This is a genomic window from Cupriavidus sp. D384, assembly GCF_001652915.1.
Classification (GTDB): Bacteria; Pseudomonadota; Gammaproteobacteria; order Burkholderiales; family Burkholderiaceae; genus Cupriavidus.
This window is the reverse complement of the sequence record NZ_BBQI01000073.1, coordinates 72,470-95,810: the sequence shown is the minus strand read 5'-3', so window position 1 is coordinate 95,810 and position 23,341 is coordinate 72,470. Positions and strand designations below refer to the sequence as shown.

Sequence of the window (23,341 nt, the reverse complement as noted above, 5' to 3'; positions counted from 1 at the left end):
GGCATGCAGTTCCGGGATCGGTAATTCCCCTTAATTTGCTTCTAATTTTCACGAAATGCTGCAGTGCACCGACGAAAGTTCGTCGAAATAATGGGAAATCTCTTGCCGATCTTTGATATATTACATACCGTATTTCAGCGTTATCGAATACAGGGGATCGAAACGGAGGAGACACCGTGCCGATTTGTCCGAAGTAGCCAGGCGGAACGCAAGCGCGACCGCTACGGACACCCTGAAGAAGAGAAATTCCAATCCCGTCAATTTGCATAGAAGGAAGCAACCATGGCAGAAGTCGGAAACGAACTGCAGCGTCACGCTGCAGAAGAGCAGCAGGCACAAACCGATGGTTTTCATCTGGTCATCGACGCGCTGAAGCTGAACGGCATCGAAAACATCTACGGCCTGCCTGGCATTCCGGTCACCGATCTGGCCCGCCTGGCGCAGGCCAACGGCATGCGCGTCATCAGCTTCCGTCATGAGCAGAACGCAGGCAACGCCGCGGCGATTGCCGGCTTCCTGACGCAAAAGCCGGGGGTTTGCCTGACCGTGTCCGCGCCGGGCTTCCTGAACGGGCTGACGGCGCTGGCCAACGCGACCACCAACTGCTTCCCGATGATCCTGATCAGCGGCTCCAGCGAGCGCGAGATCGTTGACCTGCAGCAGGGCGACTACGAAGAGATGGACCAGCTTGCCATCGCCCGCCCGCACGCCAAGGCCGCCTTCCGCGTGCTGCACGCCGAAGATATCGGTGTCGGTGTGGCCCGCGCCATCCGCGCCGCCGTATCGGGCCGCCCGGGCGGTGTATACCTGGACCTGCCGGCCAAGCTGCTGGCCCAGTCGATGGAAGCCGAAAAAGGCCGCAAGTCGCTGATCAAGGTGGTGGACCCGGCCCCGCGCCAGCTGCCGGCACCGGATTCGGTCGACCGCGCCGTCGAACTGCTGAAGACCGCCAAGCGTCCGCTGATCCTGCTGGGCAAGGGTGCCGCCTACGCACGCGCCGATGCCGATATCCGCGCGCTGGTCGAGAAGACCGGCATTCCGTACCTGCCGATGTCCATGGCCAAGGGCCTGCTGCCCGATACCCACCCGCAATCGGCCTCGGCCGCACGGTCATATGTGCTGGCGGAAGCCGACGTCGTGGTGCTGGTGGGCGCGCGCCTGAACTGGCTGCTGTCGCACGGCAAGGGCAAGACCTGGGGCAAGCCGAAGCAGTTCATCCAGATCGACATCTCGCCGACCGAGATGGACAGCAACGTCGCCATCGCCGCACCGGTGGTGGGTGATATCGGTTCGTGCGTATCGGCACTGCTGGGCAAGATCGGCAACGACTTCGCCAAGCCGGGCGCCGACTGGCTGAACGCGGTGGACGAACGCAAGGAAAAGAACCTGGCGAAGATGGCCGAGACCCTGGCCAAGGAGACGTCGCCGATGAACTTCCACAGCGCGCTGCGCGTGCTGAAGGACGTCGTCAAGGCCAATCCGAGCATCTCGTTTGTCAACGAAGGCGCCAACACGCTGGACTACGCTCGCGCCGTGATCGACATGTACGAGCCGCGCAAGCGCCTGGACGTGGGCACCTGGGGCGTGATGGGCGTGGGCATGGGCTACGCGGTGGCTGCGGCGGTCGAGACCAGCAAGCCGGTACTGGCGGTGTGCGGCGACAGCGCATTCGGTTTCTCGGGCATGGAGGTCGAGACGATCTGCCGCTACGACCTGCCGGTCTGCATCGTGGTCTTCAACAACAACGGCGTCTACAAGGGCATCGACAAGAACCCGACCGGCGGCAAGGACCCCGCGGTCACGATGTTCGTCCCGGGTGCGCGCTACGACAAGATGATGGAAGCGTTCGGTGGCGTTGGTCACAACGTGACCACGCCGGCGGAACTCGAATCGGCCGTGAACGAAGCGCTGCGGTCGGGCAAGCCCACGCTGATCAACGCCGTCATCGATCCGGCCGCGGGTACCGAAAGCGGTCGCCTGACCAACCTGAATCCGCAAAGCTCGGCCAGCAAGTAAACAGCCAACCACCTGAATTTCACCCTCTATTCCAACGGGAGAGCGAACGTGAACTTACCACTGAGCGGTATCAAGATCATCGACTTCACGCATGTCCAGGCCGGCCCCGCCTGCACGCAACTTCTCGCATGGTTCGGTGCGGACGTCATCAAGGTGGAGCGCCCCGGCTCCGGCGACGTGACCCGCACGCAGCTGCGTGACCAGCCCGACGCCGACGCGCTGTACTTCACGATGCTGAACAGCAACAAGCGCTCGCTGACGCTGGACACCAAGAAGCCGGAAGGCAAGAAGATCCTGGAACAGCTGATCCGCGAATCGGACGTGCTGGTCGAGAACTTCGGCCCGGGTGCGCTGGACCGCATGGGCTTCTCGTGGGCGCGCATCAACGAACTGAACCCGATGATGATCGTGGCATCGGTCAAGGGCTTCAGTGACGGCCACCACTACGAAGACCTGAAGGTCTACGAGAACGTGGCGCAATGCGCCGGCGGTGCCGCATCGACCACCGGCTTCTGGGACGGCCCGCCGACCGTGTCGGCCGCTGCCCTGGGTGACTCGAACACCGGCATGCACCTGGCGATCGGCATCCTGACCGCGATCATCGGGCGCCAGCAGACCGGCAAGGGCCAGAAGGTGGCCGTGTCGATGCAGGACGCCGTGCTGAACCTGTGCCGCGTGAAGCTGCGCGACCAGCAGCGCCTGGACGCCCTGGGCTATCTGGAAGAGTATCCCCAGTACCCGCACGGCACGTTCAGCGACGTGGTGCCCCGTGGCGGCAACGCCGGCGGTGGCGGCCAGCCGGGCTGGGTGCTGAAGTGCAAGGGCTGGGAGACCGATCCCAACGCCTATATCTACTTCACCGTCCAGGGCCATGCCTGGGAGCCGATCTGCAAGGCACTGGGCCGGGAAGAGTGGATCAACGATCCGAACTACAACACGGCCAAGGCCCGCCAGCCGCACATCTTCGAAATCTTCAACACCATCGAAGAGTGGCTCGCCGACAAGACCAAGTACGAAGCGGTGGACATCCTGCGCAAGTTCGATATCCCGTGCTCGCCGGTGCTGTCGATGAAGGAAATCGCGGCCGATGAATCGCTGCGCAAGAGCGGCTCGATCGTGGAAGTCCCGCACAAGCAACGTGGTACGTACCTGACCGTGGGCAGCCCGATCAAGTTCTCGGACATGAAGCCGGAAATCACGGGTTCGCCGCTGCTGGGCGAGCACAGCGAGGAAGTGCTGTCCGGCCTGGGCTACGACGCAGAGGAAATCGCCCGCCTGCGCGAGTCGCAGGTGATCTGAGCCGGATAACGGCGCTGCCGGGATGCGTGGAGCGGACGCACCACGCATCCCCGGCGCCTTTTCCATTTCAGCTGGACGCCTGACCTGAATGACCAGCTGCCGGCTGAGCCGATGGGCCCATCCAATGGGCTCCCGGTGCCGGCAGTGCCACAATGACAGCCTGGGCCCCGGGCGCTGAACCGGGCCAATCCCCATTCCTCAGGAATGACCATGCAGACTGCAATCGACTACGAACAGCTGGTGTCCGCCATCGGCGACGCCGTCATCATCTCCGGCCCCGACGGGGCCATCACGCTGTGGAACCCGGCCGCGGAGTACATGTTCGGCTATACCCAGGAAGAAGCGCTGGGCAAGTCGCTGGACCTGATCATTCCCGAGCGCCTGCGCGCGCGTCACTGGGAGGGCTACGACAAGACCATGGCAACGGGCCAGACCCGCTACGGCCATGACCTGCTCAAGGTGCCGGCGATCAACAAGAAGGGCGATGCGATGTCGATCGCCTTTACCGTGGCGCTGCTGCACGGGGAAGGCGGGGAGGTCACCGGCATCGTGGCGGTGATCCGCGACGAGACCGTGCGCTTCCAGGAAGAGCGCGCGCTGCGCAAACGCATTACGGAGCTGGAAGCCAAGGCAGGCGCCGCGGCCTGAGCCCGCTGAATCACCGAGGCGGGACGTGATGCGGGGCGCTTGATGGCGCCCCGTTTGCTTTGTCGATCGCTAGCGCATGGCTGCGGCCATGGTCGCCCCCAGTTCCGCCGGCGAAGCGGCCACCTGGATGCCGGCCGCGCGCATGGCGTCGATCTTGGCCTCCGCCGTGCCCGTGCCGCCCGAAATGATCGCGCCGGCATGGCCCATGCGGCGTCCCGGTGGCGCGGAGGTGCCGGCGATAAAGCCCACCACGGGTTTGCGCGGGCGTGCATCGCGCAGGAACCGTGCCGCGTCTTCTTCCGCCGACCCGCCGATCTCGCCGATCATGATGATGCCTTCTGTCTGGTCGTCGGCCAGGAACATCTCCAGGCAGTCGATGAAGTCGGTACCGTTGACCGGGTCGCCGCCAATGCCGATGCAGGTCGACTGCCCCAGTCCGGCCGCCGTGGTCTGCGCCACGGCCTCATAGGTCAGCGTGCCCGAGCGCGACACCACGCCGATCCTGCCCGGCGTATGGATGTGCCCCGGCATGATGCCGATCTTGCATTGGCCCGGCGAGATCACGCCGGGGCAGTTCGGCCCCACCAGGCGGCTGCCGGTGCCAGACAATGCACGCTTGACGCGCACCATGTCCATCACGGGAATACCTTCGGTAATGCAGACGATCAGCGCAATGCCGGCATCCACCGCTTCGAGGATGGCGTCGGCGGCGAATGGCGGCGGCACGTAGATGACAGATGCGTCGGCGCCGGTGGCATCGGCCGCGGCGGCCACGGTATCGAAGACCGGCAGGCCCAGGTGCGACTCGCCGCCCTTGCCGGGGGTGACGCCTCCGACCATCTTCGTGCCATAGGCCAGCGCCTGTTCCGAATGGAACGTGCCTTGCGCGCCCGTAAAGCCCTGGCAGATCACGCGCGTGTTCTGGTCGATCAGCACAGCCATGTCAGTTGCCTCCTTTTTCCTGCGTGGCACGCACGGCCGCCACCACCTTTTCGGCTGCATCGGCCAGATGGCTGGCGGATTTGATCGGCAGGCCCGAATCGCGCAGGATCTGCCTGCCCAGGTCGACATTGGTGCCTTCCAGCCGCACCACCAGCGGCACGGTCAGGTCCACTTCGCGCGCCGCCGCCACCACGCCTTCGGCGATCACGTCGCAGCGCATGATGCCGCCGAAGATGTTCACCAGGATGCCTTCCACCTTGGGATCGGCCAGGATCAGCCGGAAGGCGGCCGTCACGCGCTCCCTGGTGGCGCCGCCTCCCGCGTCCAGGAAGTTGGCTGGCTCGGCGCCGTAGCGCTTGATGATGTCCATGGTGGCCATGGCCAGGCCGGCGCCGTTCACCATGCAGCCGATATTGCCGTCCAGGCGCACGTAGCTCAGCCCGTGGCGGGCGGCCTCGGTCTCGGCCGAATCTTCCTCGCTCTCGTCGCGCATGGCCTCGATCTCGGGATGACGGAAGAGGGCGTTGTCGTCGAAACTGAACTTGGCGTCGAGTGCCAGCATGTCGCCGCTGTCGGTGACCACCAGCGGATTGATCTCGACGACCGACGCGTCGAGTTCGGTGAACGCCCGATAGGTGGACAGGATGAACCGCGTGGCCGCGTCCACTTGCTTGCCGGTCAGCCCGAGACCAAACGCCAGCCGGCGTGCATGAAACGGCTGGATCCCGCTGGCCGGGTCGATCGCCACCTTCAGGATCTTCTCGGGGGTGCGCGCGGCAATCTCCTCGATATCCATGCCGCCCTCGGTGGACACCATGATGGTGACGCGCGCCGTGGTGCGGTCGATCAGGATGCCCAGGTAGAGTTCGCGCGCGATGTCGAAGGCCTTCTCGATATAGAGGCGCCGTACCACCCGGCCGGCCGGGCCGGTCTGCCGGGTCACCAGCGTCTTGCCCAGCATCTGGCCGGCATTGGCATGCACATCGTCGATCGACGTCACGACGCGTATGCCGCCCTTGCCCGAGTCGTCGCCGGCAAAGCGGCCGGCACCGCGGCCGCCGGCGTGGATCTGCGACTTCACCACCCAGACCGGGCCGCCCAGTTTGCGGGCGGCATGGGTGGCCTCGTCTGGCGTAAATGCTACGCAGCCTTGCGGTACGGGCACGTCATGGCGCCTGAGCAACTCCTTGGCCTGATGTTCGTGAATGTTCACGTGTCTCCTCGCTTGGGATGCGCCAGGGTGGCGCAGGGCGGTGTCCGTTGTTCTAGTTTTTTGTAGCCTAAAATATGGTATGTAATATATCAACAAAATCCACAAAAAAGTGCCTCACAAGGTGCTCGGATGAGCTTGTCGCAAGCATGATTGATGCGATGACAAGCCCACCGCATCAATCATGCGCGATTGATCGCAAAGCTTTCTTTGTTGCGGGTTTTCGCGGATAGGAAGGCGCCGATTTGGTGCGGCGCGGCACCGAAAGTTGGCGTTCTGCCGATTTTCTTCTTGTTGCGTGGTGATATATCACATACGGTGTTTAGCAAGGTCGACGCCGCGCGGCGCGAATGGTGCATCCCGGTCGAACAAGTCAGACCGGCCGCATAGACATTGCCTTCACGAGAATACTCAAGGAGACAACGCCATGAACAACAAGGCTCTGGAAGGAGTTCGCATCCTGGACATGACCCATGTGCAGGCCGGCCCGTCGGCCACGCAACTGATGGCCTGGCTGGGTGCCGATGTGATCAAGGTAGAACTGCCCGGCCGGGGCGACATCACGCGCAGCCAGTTGCGCGACGTGCCGAACGCGGACAGCCTCTACTTCACGATGCTGAACTCCAACAAGCGCAGCGTGACCCTCAATATGAAGACGCCCGAGGGGAAGGCCTTGCTCGAGGAACTGGTGCAGCGGTGCGATGTGCTGGTCGAGAACTTCGGGCCGGGCGTGCTGGACCGTGCCGGCTTCGATTGGGACCGCATCCAGATGTTGAACCCGCGTCTGATCTACGCCTCGATCAAGGGCTTTGGCCCCGGCCCTTATGTCGACTGCAAGGCCTACGAGAATGTGGCCCAGTGCATGGGCGGATCGGCCAGCACCACAGGCGCCGACGACGGCGAGCCCACCGTGACCGGCGCGCAGATCGGTGACTCGGGCACGGGGGTGCATTGCGTGGTGGGCATCCTGGCCGCACTGCTGCATCGCGAGAAGTCCGGCCGCGGACAGCGCGTGGAAGTGGCCATGCAGGATTCGGTGCTGAACCTGTGCCGTGTGAAGTTGCGTGATCAGCAGCGGCTCGCGGCCGGCCCGCTCAAGGAATATCCGAACCAGGAGTTCGGCGATTTCGTGCCGCGCGCCGGCAACGCGTCGGGCGGCGGCCAGCCCGGTGCCGCGCTGCGCTGTTCGCCGGGTGGGGCCAACGATTATGTGTACGTCATCATCCAGCCGCAGGGCTGGGAGCCCCTGATGCGCCTGTGCGGGCGCGAAGACCTGATCACGCATCCGAACTTCGCCACGCCGGAGGCCCGCCTGAAGATCCTGGGCGAATGCTTTGGCGTGGTCGAGAAGTGGACCCGGACCAGGACCAAGTTCGAGGTCATGGCGGCCCTGAACGACGTGGACGTGCCGTGCGGCCCGATCCTCTCGATGAAGGACCTGATCGAGGACGGCTCGCTGTACGAGCGCGGCTACCTGGTGGAGCTGGATCACCCGCAGCGCGGCAAGTACGTACAGCTGGGGTGCCCGATCATGCTGTCCGATTCGCCGGTGGAAGTCGAGCGCTCGCCGTTGCTGGGTGAGCACACCGATGAAGTGCTCGAATGGCTGGGCCGCACCCCGGCACAGATTGCCGCGCTCAAGGCGGCCGGAGCGGTCTAGCGCCGCCCGGTACTTCCCGAAATTTTCTCCAGAGCAGTCCGCACGCCGCCTGCGTCAACCGACGCGGGGCGTCTGCCCTTTTGCACGCCTCAATATTGGCGGAGATCCCGCCCGATACAGATGGAGACCTGACATGGCACATGACAAGGATGCGGTACGCAAGATCCTCGCGACCGTCAAGGAAGAAGGCCGCGATGCACTGACTGCGCCCGAGGGCAAGCTGGTTTGCGACGCCTATGGCATTTCGGTGCCGGGCGAAGGCGTGGCGAAGTCGCCGACGGGCGCCGTCGAGCTGGCCAGCAAGATGGGATTTCCGGTGGTGCTCAAGATCGTGTCGCCCGACATCCTGCACAAGACCGAGGCCGGCGGCGTGCTGGTGGGCCTGAAGTCGGCGGCCGAGGTGGAGCAGGGCTACCTGACGATCATCGAGAACGCAAAGACATACAAGGCGGACGCCAATATCGTCGGCGTGCAGGTGCAGCAGATGATCGCCGGTGGACAGGAAGTCATCATCGGCGCCGTGACCGACCCGTCGTTCGGCAAGCTGGTGGCGTTTGGCCTGGGTGGCGTGTTGGTGGAGGTGCTCAAGGACATCACGTTCCGCATGGCGCCGGCTTCGTCCGATGACGCGCTGTCGATGCTCGACGGCATTGCCGCCGCCGAAGTGCTCAAGGGCGTGCGCGGCGCCGAACCGGCCAACCGCGAAGCACTGGCGGGCATGATCCAGCGCGTGTCGGAGCTGGTCAGTGATTTCCCGGAAATTTCCGAACTGGACCTGAACCCGGTCTTCGCCAGCGCCAGCGGCGCGATTGCCGCCGACGTGCGGATCGTGGTCGACCACTCGCCGCAGCCGGAGAAATATCGCCCGAGCCAGGAAGACATCGTGCGCCAGATGAACCGCATCATGAAGCCCGATACCGTGGCCGTGATCGGTGCTTCGGCCGAGGACGGCAAGATTGGCAATTCGGTGATGAAGAACCTGATCAATGGCGGCTATCAGGGCAAGATCTACCCGATCCACCCCAAGGCCGGGGAGATCATGGGCATGGCGGCCTACAAGAGCGTGCTCGATGTGCCGGGCGACGTCGACGTGGCCGTCTTTGCCATTCCCGCCAAGTTCGTGGCGCAGGCGCTGGAGGAAGTTGGCAGGAAGGGCATCCCGGGCGCCGTGCTGATTCCATCGGGGTTTGCCGAAACGGGCAACGTCGCGGGCCAGGAGGAGATCGTGGCGATCGCGCGCAAGCACGACATCCGCCTGATGGGGCCGAATATTTACGGTTTCTACTACACGCCGAAGAACCTCTGTGCCACGTTCTGCACGCCGTACGACGTGAAGGGCAAGGCGGCCCTGTCGTCGCAGTCGGGCGGCATCGGCATGGCGATCATCGGTTTCTCGCGGTCGGCCAAGATGGGCGTGTCGGCCATCGTAGGCCTGGGCAACAAATCGGATATCGACGAAGACGATCTGCTGACGTTCTTCGAGCAGGACGAGAACACCGAGATCATTGCCCAGCATTGCGAAGACCTGAAGGATGGCCGGGCGTTTGCCGAAGCGGCCCGCCGCGTTTCGCAGAAGAAGCCGGTGGTGGTGCTCAAGGCGGGCCGTACCAGCCTGGGCGCCCGGGCGGCCAGCTCGCACACGGGCGCGCTGGCCGGCAATGACAAGATCTACGAGGACGTATTCAGGCAGGCCGGCGTAATCCGTGCCCGCTCGCTGCGCGATCTGCTGGAATTCGCGCGGGGCATTCCAAAGCTGCCGACGCCCAGGGGCGAGAACGTGGTGATCATCACCGGCGCGGGTGGTTCGGGCGTGCTGCTGTCAGATGCCTGCGTGGACAACGGCCTGTCGCTGATGGGCATGCCCGAGGATCTGGACGCCGCATTCCGCAAGTTCATCCCGCCGTTCGGCGCGGCGGGCAACCCGGTGGACATCACCGGTGGCGAGCCACCTTCGACCTACAAGAACACGATCAGGCTGGGCCTGGAGGAGCCGCGCATCCACGCGATCATCCTGGGCTACTGGCACACGATCATCACGCCGCCGATGGTGTTTGCCAGGCTCGTGATCGAGGTCAAGGAGGAAATGAAGGCGCTGGGTATCGAGAAGCCGATCGTGGCGTCGCTGGCCGGAGACGTGCAGGTGGAGGAAGCGGCCGAATACCTGTACGCGCACGGCGTGCCGGCCTACGCATACTCGACGGAAATCCCGGTGGCGGTGCTGGGGGCCAAGTACAAGTGGGCGCGCGGCGCCGGGAAGATCTGAGGCAGCGGTTGACGAAGGAGATCGTAGAAAAGCCAAGGGCCCCGTGACGGGGCCCTTGTCGCTCTGGCGATGCGCGGGAATCTAGTTCGCGCCAGCGCCGGCCATGCCACGCAGGTACTCGTTCTTCTTGTCGAAGATCAGCTGGCTCAGGAACGGCGCATCGTAGGCGTTCAGCAGGTGGGCATGGTACTGCTCGATATAGCGCGTGACGCGCGCCTTCTCGCATTCGATGCCGCACAGCCATTCGAACATCGGCGCGTCCCAGCGGAAACGCAGGCCCAGTTCGGTGAATGCGGCATTGTAGGCGGCCAGCTGGACCTCACGATCAACGTGGCGCATCTCGCGGACGGCCGTCGACATTGCGGCGGTGGCGGGCGCGTCGGATTGGAGGTGGTTCATGATCGTCTCCTGTAGTTGGCACACATCTCAGCGTGTGATGTCCGAAGCTTAGACAGGAGGAACGATTTACGATAATTAAAGTTTTATCGAAAAATCATAAGTCATTGCTTATGCATGAGATGACCGGTGTCTCGCGGGATGGATCAGGCCCTCGACACCGGTGATCTGCTGGATCAGCGTATGGCCTTCCTCCATCAGGAACTGCTTGAACGCCAGCGCAACCGGCGGCAGGCGCTTGTTCTTGCGATGGACCACATACCAGTTCAGCATCACCGGGAAGCCTTCGATATCAAGCACGGCAAGCTTGCCGGTCTGCAGTTCCAGGCCCACGGTGTGCGCGGACAGAAACGCGATGCCCATGTTGGCGATCACGGCCTGCTTGATGGTCTCGGTACTCTTGATCTCCATCGCGATGCGCAGGTTCGACAGCCGGCCCGCAAAGCCTTCCTGCATCGAGTTCCAGGTGTCCGAGCCTTTCTCGCGCGACACGAACGCTTCCTCGGCCAGGCCCGCCAGCGGGATATTGCGCTGGCCCACCAGCGGATGGTTGGGCGCGGCGACGATCACGTAGGGGTGGGGGGCGAACGATTCGGCAATGGTGTCCACGCCCTCGGGCGGGCGTACCATGACTGCCAGGTCGGTCAGGTTGCCCGCTAGCTGGTGCAGCAGTTCCTCGCGGTTGTGCACTGCAAGATTCAATGTGACCGACTCATGCCGATTCATGAATTCGGCCAGCAGGCGGGGAAAGAAATAGTCGCCCGCACTGATCACGGCAACGTTCAGGCGGCCTCCGGAAATACCCTTAAGCTGCGCCATTGCGTCTTCGGCTTCACGAAATTGCTGAATGATGCTGCGGCTGTAGTGGAGCATTTCGGTGCCGGCCGGCGTCAGGAAAATGCGCTTGCCGAGCTGCTCGAAGAGGGGCAGCCCGACATGCAGCTCAAGCTGCCGAACCTGTGTAGAAACAGCAGGTTGCGTGAGATGCAGCTCTTCGGCCGCGCGCGAGAAGCTCAGGTGGCGGGCCACCGTTTCGAAGACTTTCAGCTGGCGCAGCGTGGCGTTTTTCATTGCACGATATCCTGCAATCTATAAAGGATCGTCAATGATCATAATAAAAAACTTTATGCTGTGCTGATCTAAGTTTGAAGTAGCATCAATCCACGAATACACGTGCCGCAATGTCAGGCGCGCTCATTCAGTAGTGAAAGCGGGCGTCCCCCCAAGGCCAAGCCCACCACGCGCGCCGCAGAGCGCGCATGACACTAATGCAAGGAGACACGACATGGCGCACATCAATGCGGCAGGCCCCGCCATGGGCAATTCCAACGGCGGATTGCTCCGCAACCGCTGGTTCCAGCTATTTATCGGCGTGCTCTGTATGGGCCTGGTGGCGAACCTCCAGTATGGCTGGACGTTGTTCGTAACACCTATGAACGCGAAGCATCATTGGGGCGAATCTGCGATCCAGATCGCCTTTTCCATTTTTATCGTCACTGAAACCTGGCTCGTGCCGCTGGAAGGCTGGCTCGTGGACAAGTTTGGCCCGCGCCCCGTGGTGGCCGGCGGCGCAATCTGCGCGGGGCTGGCGTGGGTCATGAATTCCTATGCCACGTCGCTGCCGATGCTCTACGCGGCGGCGGTGATCGCCGGTATCGGCGCGGGCGGCGTCTATGGCACTTGCGTGGGCAATGCGCTGAAGTGGTTCCCGGACAAGCGTGGCCTGGCCGCCGGCCTGACCGCCGCCGGCTTTGGCGCGGGTTCGGCGCTGACGGTGATCCCCATCGCCAACATGATCCAGAAGACGGGTTATGAGAACGCGTTCTTCACGTTCGGCATCCTGCAGGGCGTACTGATCTTCATCATGGCCCTGCTGCTGGTGAAGCCGCAGCCGCCCAAGGGGCTGGTGGCCAACAAGAAGATCCTGACCAACCCGGTGGAATTCACGCCTGGGCAGATGGTGCGCACTCCGGTGTTCTGGGTGATCTACATCTCGTTCGTGGCCGTGGCGGCGGGCGGCATCATGGCCACCGCGCAACTGGGCCCCATCGCCAAGGACTTCGGGTTTGCGACGATGCCGGTGACGATGCTGGGCATGACGCTGCCGCTGCTGACGATGACGCTGTCGATCGACAACCTGTGCAACGGGCTGACGCGTCCGCTGTGCGGCTTCGTCTCGGACCGCATTGGTCGGGAAAATACGATGTTCCTGATCTTTATCGGCGAAGGGCTGTCGCTGATCGGCCTGATGAAGTTCGGCCACGACCCCTATATGTTCATGCTGTTCGCCGCGCTGACGTTCCTGTTCTGGGGCGAGATCTTCTCGATCTTCCCGGCGCTGTGTGCCGATACGTTCGGTAGCAAGTTTGCCGCGGCCAACGCCGGCACGCTCTACACGGCAAAGGGCACGGCTGCGCTGCTGGTGCCGGTGGCATCGGTGCTGTCGCATACGGGTGGCTGGAACCTGGTGTTTGCCGTGGCGGCCGTGATGACCGTGGCGGCGGGGCTGTCGGCCAAGTTCGTGCTGCAGCCGATGCGCCGCCGCTTTATCACGGGCCACGTCGAGGCGCAGCCCGTCAGCGATACCGGTACCTACATGGCAGGCTTTTCCACGGGCAAGGGTGAATAACCTGAGCCCCCCAACCCCTGCAGTACCCAGCAAGGAAGGAGCGGCACCATGAATGTTTCGCTTCCTCAGTTGAAGGCCTTTGCCGCGGTAGCGCGCCAGAAAAGCTTTACGCGCGCCGCGGCGGAACTGGGTCTCACGCAGTCGGCAATCAGCCGCAGCGTGCGCGAGCTAGAAGAAGAGATCGACCAGCGGCTGTTCGACCGCACCACGCGCCAGGTGGAGCTGACTGACGCCGGCGAAATGCTGTCGCAACGCATCTGCCATCTGATCGAGGAAGTCGAGCAGACGCTGCGCGACAGCCATGGCACCGGCAAGCCAAGCCAGGGCACCGTGCAGATTGCCACCGACCCCGTGCTGTCGTCGATGTCGGTGCCGATGTGGCTGGCGGGCTGCCGCAGGGCGTGGCCCGGCATCGGCATCACGCTGCGCGATCGTTCGCATGAATGCGTGCTGCAGAGCGTGCGCAGCGGCGAGGTGGATTTCGGAATCGCCAGCAATCCTGCCGCTTGCGACGATCTCTACTGCGAGCCGCTGTGCGTGGACCCGCTCCAGGCCGTGCTGCCTGCGGACCATCCGCTGGCGTCGCGCGAATCGCTGGGGTGGGGCGAGCTGGCCGATGCGTCGGTGCTGTCGCTGGACCAGAACTCCGGGGTCCAGCCCGCCGTGGAGCGTGCTTTGTCCACGTATCACGTCAGGCCTGGCTCGCTGCAGCTGCTCGGGCATTTCGCGGCCATCTTCGGCATGGTGGCGATGGGGCTGGGTATCGGCGTGGTGCCGTCACGTGCGCAGGCCAGCGGCATGGCTCCCGCTGCTGTCCTGCGACCGTTGCGGCCCCAGGTGACGTCCAATGTCATGCTGGTCCGACGCAAGGCACGCTCGCTGAAGCCCAACGCGGCTGCGGTCTGGGACAACCTGCGCGCGCAGGAATACGACCAGAGCCTGCTGAAGAAAGTGGGGTAGGGCAATGAGCGGGATTCACGTGCCGCGCCGCAGTAAATATTTTTGCGACGATTTCGGTACTTTTATTGCCTGAATAGGCCAATTCAGCCCCCGTACGGCACGTTTTTGAGACGAACAACGCACCCCACGGGGTGCGTTGTTGTTTTTAGAGTGATTCCTCTCTAGATATATCACATACCAAATATTTACAGACCTCGCAGTGCAGCATATAATGAATCCACCTTGATCCTTACGACTTAGGAGTTTTCATGAACGCCACGCTGCTTACCCTTCTCGCTCTCGGTGTTGTTTCGCTGGGTGTCGCCGTTACCTATGTGCTGGCCACCTTCCTGCCGATGGGCCTGCTGACCACCGCCCAGGAACATGGCCGTTTCGCTGGTCTGGGTTCGTCGGAAGAGCCGTCCACCGGTATCGGCAGCTCGGCATCGGATATGGTGCTCCAGCCGCGTTTCCTGCACGCCTGATTGCCGTTCGATGGTTTTTGCAGTACCCGCAGTACTTGTAGTTGGCAGTTGGTTGTAGTGGGGAAGTTGTAGCGGCCGGCAACTCCCGCAGCACGCAGTATCCGCAGTCCTCCGCGGCCGTTTTCTCCGTCTTTTTGCAAGACGTGTCTCCATGCCCCTGCGCCCGTGATCTCAGGTCGCGACGCAGCCTGGCATTCTCCTGCAGCGCACCTCCGACCGCATTCCCCTTCGTGGCTGCCTCCGGACCTTTCCGGAATCCTCCTTCCGTTCCGTTCCTGACCCATCGGCGCCCATGCGTCACGCTCCTGAACCGTGCCCGATTCAGTCTGTCCGCTGATGATTCAACGTCGCCGCAACGCTCGGGACTTTCCCTAGATGGGGTAATCCGCGACATGCGCCGCAGCATTTTTCATTGATGCTGGTTCCATGCCTAAGTGACTGATCGACAAGGGGATTGGGCTGCCGGCCCAGGGGGCTTTCATGCACCCGATGCACCAGTCGACGGGGTCACGCGACTGCGAGCTTTCGAATGTCTGCCTGATAGGTCAGGTAACGCGCCGAATGGTCTTGACTTGCTTGATATACCACATACTGTATAGCACTAGAGCGGCTAAGCCGTTCGAAGACAAGAACGTACAGCAGCACACACCACAGGCATCCAATGCAGATGCCGATCCACAACAGCGGGCCCACCCGCCAGAAGGAGACACCATGGAAAGTCGGCAGAGCGCGAGCGCGCAAGCGTCCTGGTATTCATCGCCGTGGACGCAGCTTGTATTTGGCGTGATCTGTATGGCGATGATCGCCAACATGCAGTATGGCTGGACCCTGTTCGTCAACCCGATCGACGACAAGTACCACTGGGGCCGCACGGCAATCCAGGTGGCATTCACAATCTTCGTGGTCACCGAAACCTGGCTGGTGCCGATCGAAGGCTACCTGGTGGACAAGTATGGCCCGCGCCCGGTGGTGGTGGGTGGCGGCTTGCTGTGCGCGGTGGCCTGGGCGCTGAACTCGGTGGCGTCGTCGCTGCCGATGCTCTACGTGGCCGCGGCAATTGGCGGTGTCGGCGCGGGCGCGGTGTATGGCACCTGCGTGGGTAACGCGCTGAAGTGGTTCCCGAATCGCCGGGGTCTGGCAGCTGGCCTGACGGCCGCGGGCTTCGGCGCCGGATCGGCCGCGACCGTGGTGCCAATCGCCAACATGATCAAGAGCAGCGGCTATGAGGCCACGTTCCTGTACTTCGGTCTGGGGCAGGGCATCATCGTCATGATCCTGGGCATGCTGCTGCTGCCGCCGTCGGCCAAGATCCTGGCGGACGTGAAGTCGACGCTCAAGGCCGCGACCACGTACAACGCGTCGCCGCGCCAGGTGCTGTCGTCGCCGATCTTCTGGGTCATGTACGCGATGTTCGTGATGATGGCGGCGGGCGGCCTGATGGCGACAGCGCAACTGGGCCCGATCGCCAAGGACTTCGGCCTGCACGATTCGCCAGTGTCGATCCTCGGGCTGACCTTGCCGGCGCTGACCTTCGCCCTGACCATCGACCGCGTGCTGAATGGCCTGACACGCCCGTTCTTCGGCTGGGTGTCGGACAATATCGGTCGGGAAAATACGATGTTCCTGGCGTTCGCGGTGGAGGCGGTGGGTATCCTGCTGCTGGCAAACTACGGTCACAACCCTGTGGCGTTTGTGATCCTGACAGGCATCGTGTTCTTCGCCTGGGGTGAAATCTACAGCTTGTTCCCGGCCACCTGCGGCGATACGTTCGGGCCGAAGTTCGCGGCGACCAATGCCGGCATGCTCTACACGGCCAAGGGTACGGCTGCGCTGCTGGTGCCGTTCTCTAGCGTGATCACGGCGGCCACCGGCGACTGGCACGCGGTGTTCATGCTGGCGTCGGGCATGGCGGCAGTCTCGGCGCTGATGGCGATCTTCCTGCTCAAGCCGATGCGCGAGGCGCATGCAAAGAAGTTCGTCCAGGACAACACCACGTCTCCAATGGGCTATCGCCCCGTACCGGATGACCTGACCTGACCTGTTCGCCTTTCGCATCATGGAGAAACGAAAGCCCGCTTCGTGCGGGCTTTTTGTTTGGCCGGATTTTCCTGAAAAACGGGAAAGTGATTGCAACACTATCCGGCTAATCAATCAGCTGGCGATTGGCTACGATGCATCCATCCCGTCATTCTTCGAACGGATGCTGACATGAAAGCCATCGGCCTGACCCGTTACCTGCCCATTTCCGATCCCCAGTCGCTGGTCGACGTGGAGATTCCCAAGCCCGAAGCCTCGGGCCGCGACCTGCTGGTCAAGGTGGAAGCCATTGCCGTGAATCCGGTGGACACCAAGGTGCGTGCGCCGAAGGACAAGGTCGAGGACGCCCCCCGCGTGCTGGGCTGGGACGCCGCCGGTACCGTGGTGGCGGTGGGCCCGGAGGTGACGCTGTTCAAGGTGGGCGATCCGGTGTTCTACGCGGGCAGCATTACCCGGCCTGGTGCCAACAGCGAATTCCATCTGGTCGACGAACGCATTGCCGGCCACAAGCCTGCATCGCTGGATTTCCCGCAAGCCGCCGCGCTGCCGCTGACGGCAATCACGGCCTGGGAAGCGTTGTTCGACCGGCTCGGCGTTTCGCCAAAGGGCGACGATGCCGGCAGGTCGGTGCTGATCATTGGCGGGGCAGGCGGTGTGGGGTCGATCGGCATCCAGCTTGCCAAGGTGCTGGCCGGCCTGACCGTGATCGCCACCGCTTCGCGGCCGGAATCCGAGGCATGGTGCCGCCGCCTGGGCGCCGATCACACGATCGACCACCGCCAGGACATGCCGAAGCAACTGCGCGCGCTGGGGTTTGCGCACGTGGACTACATCCTGTGCTTCAACGATACGGATCGCCATTTCCACGCCATGGCCGAGGCGATCGCACCGCAGGGCAAGATCTGCTCGATCGTCGAGAACGCCGGCCCGCTGAGCGTGGGCGAACTCAAGAGCAAGAGCGCCACGTTCGTATGGGAATTCATGTTCACGCGTGCGATGTTCGAGACGCCCGACATGATCGCCCAGCACCGCCTCCTGAACGAAGTGGCGCGGCTGGTAGACGCCGGCAAGCTGCAGACCACGGTGGGTGACAACCTGGGTGCCATCCGTGCCGACAACCTGCGGCGTGCTCATGCTCTGCTTGAAGGCGGCCAGACCATCGGCAAGCTGGTGCTGCAAGGGTTTTGATCCGCAATTAACGGCCAAGCCGTAGTCAGCGCTGCATGGACGGCGAGCCAGGCTTCCGCATCATTGCGACGCGGGGGCTCTGAGCGACATTGGGGGCAGGGCAGGCGTGGCCGCCAGGCCGCACACGAAACGCGCGAGATGTGCGATGACATCGGTATCGCGCAGGACGCGCCGGTGGCCCAGGCCCTCGGTAGTGATCAGGCGCGAGTCCGGCCATGCGCCGGCAATGGCCGCGCCATCTTCCCAGCGCACTTCCTTGTCGTCGCGGTCATGAATCACCAGCAGTGGCGGCACCGGACGCGTCCGGCCGATATCGGGCACGTTGAACGTGGACCAGCTCGCGCCCAGCCATTGCTCGCTGCGGCGTTGCATGCGGTCCAGCACATGCGGCGCGATGCCAAGCTGCCAGGCCATCGCAGAGCACGCGTCGTACATGTCGGCAGGGGCGCCGATCATCGCCACGCCGCGTGCGGGCAGGCCCTCGCGGATTGCCTGCGCGGCCGCCGCACCGCCAAGCGAGTGCGCCACGACGGCATGCACCGGCCCGACATGCCATGCCACGGCCAATAGCGATCTCGCCATTTCCAGTATCGAAGTCTGCTGCTGGCCCCGCGCACCCGCATCCGACGCGCCGTGCGACAGCGCATCGAATGCCACCACGCGCATGCCCGCCGACAGCAGGCCGCCGACCACCGCATGCCACTGGCCCGCATTGCCTCCCCAGCCATGAGCCAGCAGTACCACCGGCCCCTTGTTGCCCCAGCGATACACGCGGACGCGACGGCTGGCACCCTGGCCGGTCACGAGCGCCCATTCCGTGCGTGCGGAATCCAGCAGCCGGCGGCCTTCGGGACTGTGCTTGCCCCGCGGCGGACTGAACCACAGGCGCTCCAGCGCCGTGGCGGTGGCGGTCGGAAAGAACAGGCTGCCGGTTTGCCAGCGCAGCCGACGCCACGCCATGACACTGGCTTGCAGTGCGCCGGCAACGGTCCGGGGACGGCGGGAGAGGGCGCCGCCAGCGTTCGGGCTGGTGGAGCGTTGGGATGTGGATGACAGCACTTGCGGCACGACGAACACCTCCAACTGATCATTTACCGATCTGGCCGGTGACAAGACCGTGCTGGCCTCATCTTTTTTATGCTTTACGACCGACCAGTCGTGCTATTTTCTGGGCAAGAAAACAGGGCAAAAATGCCGCCTGAACCACCCTCTACATTGTCGCGCCGCTATCTCACGGCACGCGGATAACCGGGAATCGGCATCGCACGGCGCAGCATCTGCCGGATCAGTCTGTTCCGGCGGCCTCCCTGGCGCGATTCTCTTTGACGTCATTGACCAGCCGCGCGAACGCACGCCGGGCCATCACTTCCGCATCGGCACGGGCCATCAGCCTGGACGACGACTGGAACGACATGCCGATGCCTGCCATCTCGAAGGCAAACTGGCGCGGGTCGGTGTCGGCGTGCAGGTCGCCTTCGTCCACGGCATCGGTCACCACGCGCACGATGGTGCTGTGCCAGTCCTTGAAGGCCAGTACCAGCCGGTCGCGGATGATGCCGGGCCGGTTGCGGTACTCCTGCGACAGCGCCATGAACACGCAGCCGCCCTCGATGACCGCGCCGGCGATCCACGCCAGATAACCGTCGAACAGCGTTTCGAGCCGGGCGATGCCACGGTCCTGCCGCATCGCCGGCTGCACCACGATTTCCGAGAATCGCTCCATCGCGCGCGCCAGCACGGCCTCCTGCAACGCTTCCTTCGACTTGAAGTGGGCGTAAAGGCCGCTCTTCGACATATTGGTGTCGGCGGCCAGGGTGGCGAGCGACAACTGCTCGAAGCCGACCTGGGTGGCCGACTGCAGAGCCTGTTCGATGATCGCGGTGCGCGTGAGCTGTCCCTTTTGCATGCGATCGAGAATAGCACGACCGGTCGGTTTGTCAACTTGCCTTGTGGCACACATGGACGATACTGATGTGACGTCAACGCAAAGCGCGCACTGTCGTTATGTGGGGGCGGGAGGAGGGATGCTGTGCTTTATCCGCCGTTTGGATGAGAGTCCGGCGGCGAAGATCAAGCCATCATAAGAAATCTGTAAAAGTGTTCCACAACAGACCTTACGGAACGCTTTACGTGCTCTATACTCGAATGCACGTCCGCGCACTTTTTTTTCACTGGTGACTGGAGACCGACATGAACAGTACAGCCGTGCCAAGAGGCGCTAGCGAACCGTTCCGGCAACTGCGGGCGTTGCGTCGAGCGCGCAAGCTCAAGCAGGAGGACGTCGCCCGTAAGGCCGGGATTTCCCGCGAGGCATATCTTCGTGCCGAATCGGGTCAGGCCGACCCGCGCATGTCCACTTTCCTGGCGGCCTGCGAGGCGCTGGGTCTTGAAGTGGTGCTTGCGCCACAGCATCTTGCCGCCGACGTGAACGCGTTCATTGCCAGCCGTAATGGCGGTGTGACGGCTGCATCGATGGCTGGCCAGCCTGCCGCGGCAGCTGCACCGGCTGCATCGACGCCGTCGCCCGGTGGTTTTGGTTCGGGCCCCACTACGGGGGAGGGCCACAAGCCCGTCTAACCCCTCAGGATTCGTGACAGGACAGGCGATCGCTCGTCCTGTCACGAATTCCGTTGGCTGCGCCTGGCGTCTGCCCGGGCGCCGCTTGTCCTGCCGGCCGCCATATCGGATGGCGCGCCTTGCTGTTGCCCCCTTGCGGCGAGCTTTCGCGCCGCTATCTCCGCTTTTCCCTTTTTCCTGACGCTCCGCCACTGATCGTGGCTGTCGCCGTGCGCCCTGATGCCTGTCGGCGCGCCTACGCTCGCCCACTCGCTGACCTATCGTAATTGTGGTTTGACATCGCTCGCCTGCATGATTACGATTTGGTAAATCAATTTTACTAACCATAATTTGATGGATATGGCGCCCACGCCATGCCGATGACAAACGCCGGCTTTCAAGCCGGCGGAGGTGTGAGAGGAAAGACTCCATGACGCAAACACAACTGCACACGGCCGACACGAAGATCGCCGAGTACATGTCCGGCTTCGCCAATGAATTCGCCACCGAGGCGCTGCCCGGCGCCTTGCCTGTGGGCCGCAATTCGCCCCAGCGCGCCCCTTATGGCCTGTATGCCGAGCAGATTTCCGGCACGGCCTTTACGGCGCCGCGCGCCCACAATCGCCGTGCGTGGCTGTACCGGATTCGCCCGGCGGCGATGCACAAGCCGTTCGAGCGCATCGAGCAGGACCGCTGGCTGAGCCGTTTCGACGAAGTACCGCCGTCGCCGAACCAGATGCGCTGGAGCCCGCCGGCAATGCCTTCCGCGCCAACCGATTTTGTCGATGGCATTGTGACGATGGCCGGCAATGGCGGCCCCGAGGCCCAGACCGGCTGCGGCATTCATCTGTACCTGGCCAACCGGTCGATGCAGGACCGCTATTTCTACAACGCCGATGGCGAAATGCTGATCGTGCCGCAGCAGGGCCGCCTGCTGATTGCCACCGAGATGGGGCGCCTGGCCGTGGAACCACAGGAAATCGTGATGATCCCGCGCGGCGTGCGCTTCCGTGTGGAACTGCCCGATGGCGAGGCACGCGGCTATATCTGCGAAAACTACGGCGCGCTGTTCAAGCTGCCCGACCTGGGCGTGATCGGCTCCAACGGCCTGGCCAACCCGCGCGACTTCCTCACGCCGGTAGCCAGCTATGAAGACCGCGAAGGCAAGTTCGAACTGGTGGCCCGCTTCCAGGGCAATCTCTGGCGCGCCGAGATCGATCATTCGCCGCTGGACGTGGTGGCCTGGCACGGCAACTACGCGCCGTACAAATACGATCTGCGGCACTTCAACACGATTGGCTCGATCAGTTTCGACCATCCCGATCCGTCGATCTTCCTGGTGCTGCAGTCGCCGTCCGACACGCCGGGCGTGGACACCATCGATTTCGTGATCTTCGGCCCGCGCTGGCTGGCTGCGCAGGATACGTTCCGCCCGCCCTGGTTCCATCGCAATATCGCCAGCGAATTCATGGGCCTGATTGCCGGCGTCTACGATGCCAAGGCCGATGGCTTTGCGCCCGGTGGCGCCAGCCTGCACAACTGCATGAGCGGCCACGGCCCCGATGCGGAAACATTCGAGCGCGCGTCGGCATCGGACACCGATACGCCGCACCACATCACCGACACGATGGCGTTCATGTTCGAGACGCCGGGCGTGATCCGTCCCACCCGCCATGCGGCCGAATCGGCGCTGCTGCAGCACGACTACTACACGTGCTGGCAGGGCCTGAAGAAGCATTTCAACCCGAACGTGCGCTGATTTCCGGAGTTACAGAATAATGACTGCCCCCAAGACCAGCTGGGTCGCCTCGGCCAACGACGGCCAGACCCACTTTCCGCTGCAGAACCTGCCGTATGGCATTTTTTCGATGGGTAACAGCGCGCCTCGCGTCGGCGTGGCGATCGGCGACCAGGTGCTCGATCTGTCGGTGCTGGACGATGCCGGCCTGCTGCCTGCCGCCGTCAAGGGCGCCTTTGCCGCGCCCAACCTGAACCGTTTTATCGCGCTGGGCAAGCCGGTGTGGACCGACACGCGCGCCGCGCTGACGGCGCTGTTATCCGCCGATAACCAGACGCTGGCCGGCAATGGCGCCCTGCGTGACAAGGCACTGGTGCCGGTGTCGGCGGTGACGCTGCATCTGCCGGTGGATATTCCGGGCTACACGGATTTCTATTCGTCGCGCGAGCATGCCACCAACGTGGGCCGCATGTTCCGCGATCCGGCCAATGCCTTGCTGCCGAACTGGCTGGAGATCCCCATCGGCTACAACGGCCGCGCCAGCTCGGTGGTGGTCAGCGGCACGGCGCTGCGCCGTCCCAATGGCCAGATCAAGCTGCCCGATGAGGCGCGCCCGGTGTTCAGCCCGTGCCGCAAGCTCGACTACGAACTGGAAATGGCCTTCATCGTCGGCAAGCCGTCGAATCTGGGCGAGCCCGTCAGCACCGCCGAAGCGTCTGCGCACATGTTCGGCATGGTGATCCTGAACGACTGGAGCGCACGCGATATCCAGCAATGGGAATACGTGCCGCTCGGACCGTTCAACAGCAAGGGGTTCGGCACCTCGATCTCGCCGTGGGTCGTCACGATGGACGCGCTCGAACCGTTCCGCAGCGAGAACCCGGCGCAATCGCCCGAGCCGCTGGCGTACCTGCAGCAACCGGCCCGCAACGCCTACGACATCGCGCTGGAAGTCGCGCTGCAGCCGCAGGGCGCGGCCACCGCCACCACGGTCTGCCGCACCAACTTCAAGGCGATGTACTGGACCATGGCACAGCAGCTGGCGCACCACACGGTGTCGGGCTGCAACGTGCGGGTGGGTGACCTGATGGGATCGGGCACGATCAGCGGTACCACGCCCGATTCGTTCGGCAGCCTGCTGGAAACCACGCGTAATGGCGCCGAGCGCGTGACGCTGGCCGATGGTGTCACCCGTGGCTTCCTGGAAGATGGCGATACGGTGACCATGACCGGCTGGTGCCAGGGCGATGGCTACCGCGTCGGTTTCGGCGAAGTGACCGGCCAGATCCTGCCCGCGCCGCGCTGAACGTCCGGCCGGCCTCGCGGCGGGTAGTA

19 protein-coding genes are annotated in these 23,341 nt (G+C 63.6%); 13 read left to right on the top strand and 6 right to left on the bottom strand.

Features of this window, described 5'->3' with window-relative positions; genetic code table 11:
• Positions 1-282 precede the first annotated feature (282 nt).
• The 3 genes from oxc (at position 283) to A9J21_RS16230 (ending at position 3,963) form a co-directional block, all read left to right on the top strand.
• A complete protein-coding gene (gene oxc, locus A9J21_RS16240) occupies positions 283-2,016 on the top strand; it encodes an oxalyl-CoA decarboxylase (protein ID WP_066737383.1) in 1,734 nt (577 codons plus the stop codon).
• A 48-nt stretch (positions 2,017-2,064) separates the two neighbouring features.
• A complete protein-coding gene (gene frc, locus A9J21_RS16235; RefSeq protein WP_066737381.1) occupies positions 2,065-3,315 on the top strand; it encodes a formyl-CoA transferase in 1,251 nt (416 codons plus the stop codon).
• 210 nt (positions 3,316-3,525) lie between these two features.
• Positions 3,526-3,963, top strand: coding sequence for a PAS domain-containing protein (locus tag A9J21_RS16230; RefSeq protein ID WP_066737470.1), 438 nt, complete (start codon positions 3,526-3,528; stop codon positions 3,961-3,963).
• Between the two features lie 69 nt (positions 3,964-4,032).
• Here the strand turns inward: A9J21_RS16230 and sucD are convergent, their stop codons facing one another.
• Together sucD and sucC are read right to left on the bottom strand one after the other, a co-directional pair.
• The gene (gene sucD / locus A9J21_RS16225; RefSeq protein ID WP_066737380.1) at positions 4,033-4,905 is read right to left on the bottom strand and encodes a succinate--CoA ligase subunit alpha; all 873 of its coding nucleotides are present in this window, start codon (positions 4,903-4,905) and stop codon (positions 4,033-4,035) included.
• A gap of 1 nt (position 4,906) precedes the next feature.
• Complete coding sequence (gene sucC / locus A9J21_RS16220) at positions 4,907-6,118, bottom strand: ADP-forming succinate--CoA ligase subunit beta (RefSeq protein ID WP_066737379.1); 1,212 nt, start codon at positions 6,116-6,118, stop codon at positions 4,907-4,909.
• A gap of 424 nt (positions 6,119-6,542) precedes the next feature.
• On the opposite strand from sucC, the gene frc (A9J21_RS16215) reads away from it, so the two are divergent.
• A complete protein-coding gene (frc, locus tag A9J21_RS16215; RefSeq protein ID WP_066737378.1) occupies positions 6,543-7,775 on the top strand; it encodes a formyl-CoA transferase in 1,233 nt (410 codons plus the stop codon).
• Between the two features lie 133 nt (positions 7,776-7,908).
• Positions 7,909-10,038: an acetate--CoA ligase family protein gene (locus A9J21_RS16210; protein ID WP_066737377.1), complete on the top strand. Its 2,130-nt coding sequence runs from the start codon at positions 7,909-7,911 to the stop codon at positions 10,036-10,038.
• An 81-nt stretch (positions 10,039-10,119) separates the two neighbouring features.
• Here A9J21_RS16210 and A9J21_RS16205 read toward each other — a convergent pair whose 3' ends face one another.
• Positions 10,120-10,398, bottom strand: a complete 279-nt coding sequence (locus tag A9J21_RS16205; protein WP_231906950.1) for a LysR family transcriptional regulator — start codon at positions 10,396-10,398, stop codon at positions 10,120-10,122.
• 147 nt (positions 10,399-10,545) lie between these two features.
• Positions 10,546-11,505 carry a LysR family transcriptional regulator gene (locus A9J21_RS16200; protein WP_066737373.1) on the bottom strand — a complete coding sequence of 320 codons (960 nt, stop codon included), beginning with the start codon at positions 11,503-11,505 and terminating at the stop codon, positions 10,546-10,548.
• 214 nt (positions 11,506-11,719) lie between these two features.
• On the opposite strand from A9J21_RS16200, the gene oxlT (A9J21_RS16195) reads away from it, so the two are divergent.
• From oxlT (A9J21_RS16195) to A9J21_RS16175, 5 genes are all read left to right on the top strand, one after another.
• A complete protein-coding gene (gene oxlT / locus A9J21_RS16195) occupies positions 11,720-13,063 on the top strand; it encodes an oxalate/formate MFS antiporter (RefSeq protein WP_066737370.1) in 1,344 nt (447 codons plus the stop codon).
• A gap of 48 nt (positions 13,064-13,111) precedes the next feature.
• A complete protein-coding gene (locus tag A9J21_RS16190; RefSeq protein WP_066737368.1) occupies positions 13,112-14,023 on the top strand; it encodes a LysR family transcriptional regulator in 912 nt (303 codons plus the stop codon).
• Positions 14,024-14,271: 248 nt separating this feature from the next.
• Positions 14,272-14,487 carry a hypothetical protein gene (locus A9J21_RS16185; protein ID WP_066737366.1) on the top strand — a complete coding sequence of 72 codons (216 nt, stop codon included), beginning with the start codon at positions 14,272-14,274 and terminating at the stop codon, positions 14,485-14,487.
• A gap of 711 nt (positions 14,488-15,198) precedes the next feature.
• Complete coding sequence (gene oxlT, locus A9J21_RS16180) at positions 15,199-16,524, top strand: oxalate/formate MFS antiporter (RefSeq protein WP_066737364.1); 1,326 nt, start codon at positions 15,199-15,201, stop codon at positions 16,522-16,524.
• Positions 16,525-16,695: 171 nt separating this feature from the next.
• Positions 16,696-17,712 (top strand): zinc-binding alcohol dehydrogenase family protein, encoded by a 1,017-nt coding sequence (locus A9J21_RS16175; protein WP_066737362.1) that lies wholly within the window; start codon positions 16,696-16,698, stop codon positions 17,710-17,712.
• Between the two features lie 60 nt (positions 17,713-17,772).
• Here the strand turns inward: A9J21_RS16175 and A9J21_RS16170 are convergent, their stop codons facing one another.
• Entirely contained in the window at positions 17,773-18,672 is a 900-nt protein-coding gene (locus tag A9J21_RS16170) for an alpha/beta fold hydrolase (protein ID WP_082926458.1), read from the bottom strand.
• A gap of 325 nt (positions 18,673-18,997) precedes the next feature.
• The gene (locus A9J21_RS16165; RefSeq protein WP_066737360.1) at positions 18,998-19,618 is read right to left on the bottom strand and encodes a TetR/AcrR family transcriptional regulator; all 621 of its coding nucleotides are present in this window, start codon (positions 19,616-19,618) and stop codon (positions 18,998-19,000) included.
• Positions 19,619-19,902: 284 nt separating this feature from the next.
• On the opposite strand from A9J21_RS16165, the gene A9J21_RS31020 reads away from it, so the two are divergent.
• The 3 genes from A9J21_RS31020 (at position 19,903) to fahA (ending at position 23,312) form a co-directional block, all read left to right on the top strand.
• Positions 19,903-20,289, top strand: coding sequence for a helix-turn-helix domain-containing protein (locus tag A9J21_RS31020; protein WP_082926457.1), 387 nt, complete (start codon positions 19,903-19,905; stop codon positions 20,287-20,289).
• Positions 20,290-20,698: 409 nt separating this feature from the next.
• A complete protein-coding gene (gene hmgA, locus A9J21_RS16155) occupies positions 20,699-22,027 on the top strand; it encodes a homogentisate 1,2-dioxygenase (RefSeq protein ID WP_066737356.1) in 1,329 nt (442 codons plus the stop codon).
• A gap of 19 nt (positions 22,028-22,046) precedes the next feature.
• Positions 22,047-23,312 (top strand): fumarylacetoacetase, encoded by a 1,266-nt coding sequence (gene fahA, locus A9J21_RS16150; protein WP_066737354.1) that lies wholly within the window; start codon positions 22,047-22,049, stop codon positions 23,310-23,312.
• The last annotated feature ends 29 nt before the right edge of the window (positions 23,313-23,341 follow it).

Bases quoted from the DNA above. Each gene is read 5' to 3' on its own strand.
- fahA (WP_066737354.1), top strand. From the start codon at position 22,047: ATGACTGCCCCCAAGACCAGCTGGGTCGCCTCGGCCAACGACGGCCAG.
- A9J21_RS16185 (WP_066737366.1), top strand. From the start codon at position 14,272: ATGAACGCCACGCTGCTTACCCTTCTCGCTCTCGGTGTTGTTTCGCTG.
- hmgA (WP_066737356.1), top strand. From the start codon at position 20,699: ATGACGCAAACACAACTGCACACGGCCGACACGAAGATCGCCGAGTAC.
- A9J21_RS16200 (WP_066737373.1), bottom strand. From the start codon at position 11,505: ATGAAAAACGCCACGCTGCGCCAGCTGAAAGTCTTCGAAACGGTGGCC.
- A9J21_RS16205 (WP_231906950.1), bottom strand. From the start codon at position 10,398: ATGTCGACGGCCGTCCGCGAGATGCGCCACGTTGATCGTGAGGTCCAG.
- A9J21_RS16170 (WP_082926458.1), bottom strand. From the start codon at position 18,672: ATGGCGTGGCGTCGGCTGCGCTGGCAAACCGGCAGCCTGTTCTTTCCG.
- A9J21_RS16190 (WP_066737368.1), top strand. From the start codon at position 13,112: ATGAATGTTTCGCTTCCTCAGTTGAAGGCCTTTGCCGCGGTAGCGCGC.
- oxlT (WP_066737370.1), top strand. From the start codon at position 11,720: ATGGCGCACATCAATGCGGCAGGCCCCGCCATGGGCAATTCCAACGGC.
- oxlT (WP_066737364.1), top strand. From the start codon at position 15,199: ATGGAAAGTCGGCAGAGCGCGAGCGCGCAAGCGTCCTGGTATTCATCG.
- frc (WP_066737378.1), top strand. From the start codon at position 6,543: ATGAACAACAAGGCTCTGGAAGGAGTTCGCATCCTGGACATGACCCAT.
- sucD (WP_066737380.1), bottom strand. From the start codon at position 4,905: ATGGCTGTGCTGATCGACCAGAACACGCGCGTGATCTGCCAGGGCTTT.
- A9J21_RS31020 (WP_082926457.1), top strand. From the start codon at position 19,903: ATGAACAGTACAGCCGTGCCAAGAGGCGCTAGCGAACCGTTCCGGCAA.
- A9J21_RS16230 (WP_066737470.1), top strand. From the start codon at position 3,526: ATGCAGACTGCAATCGACTACGAACAGCTGGTGTCCGCCATCGGCGAC.
- oxc (WP_066737383.1), top strand. From the start codon at position 283: ATGGCAGAAGTCGGAAACGAACTGCAGCGTCACGCTGCAGAAGAGCAG.
- A9J21_RS16175 (WP_066737362.1), top strand. From the start codon at position 16,696: ATGAAAGCCATCGGCCTGACCCGTTACCTGCCCATTTCCGATCCCCAG.
- A9J21_RS16210 (WP_066737377.1), top strand. From the start codon at position 7,909: ATGGCACATGACAAGGATGCGGTACGCAAGATCCTCGCGACCGTCAAG.
- A9J21_RS16165 (WP_066737360.1), bottom strand. From the start codon at position 19,618: ATGCAAAAGGGACAGCTCACGCGCACCGCGATCATCGAACAGGCTCTG.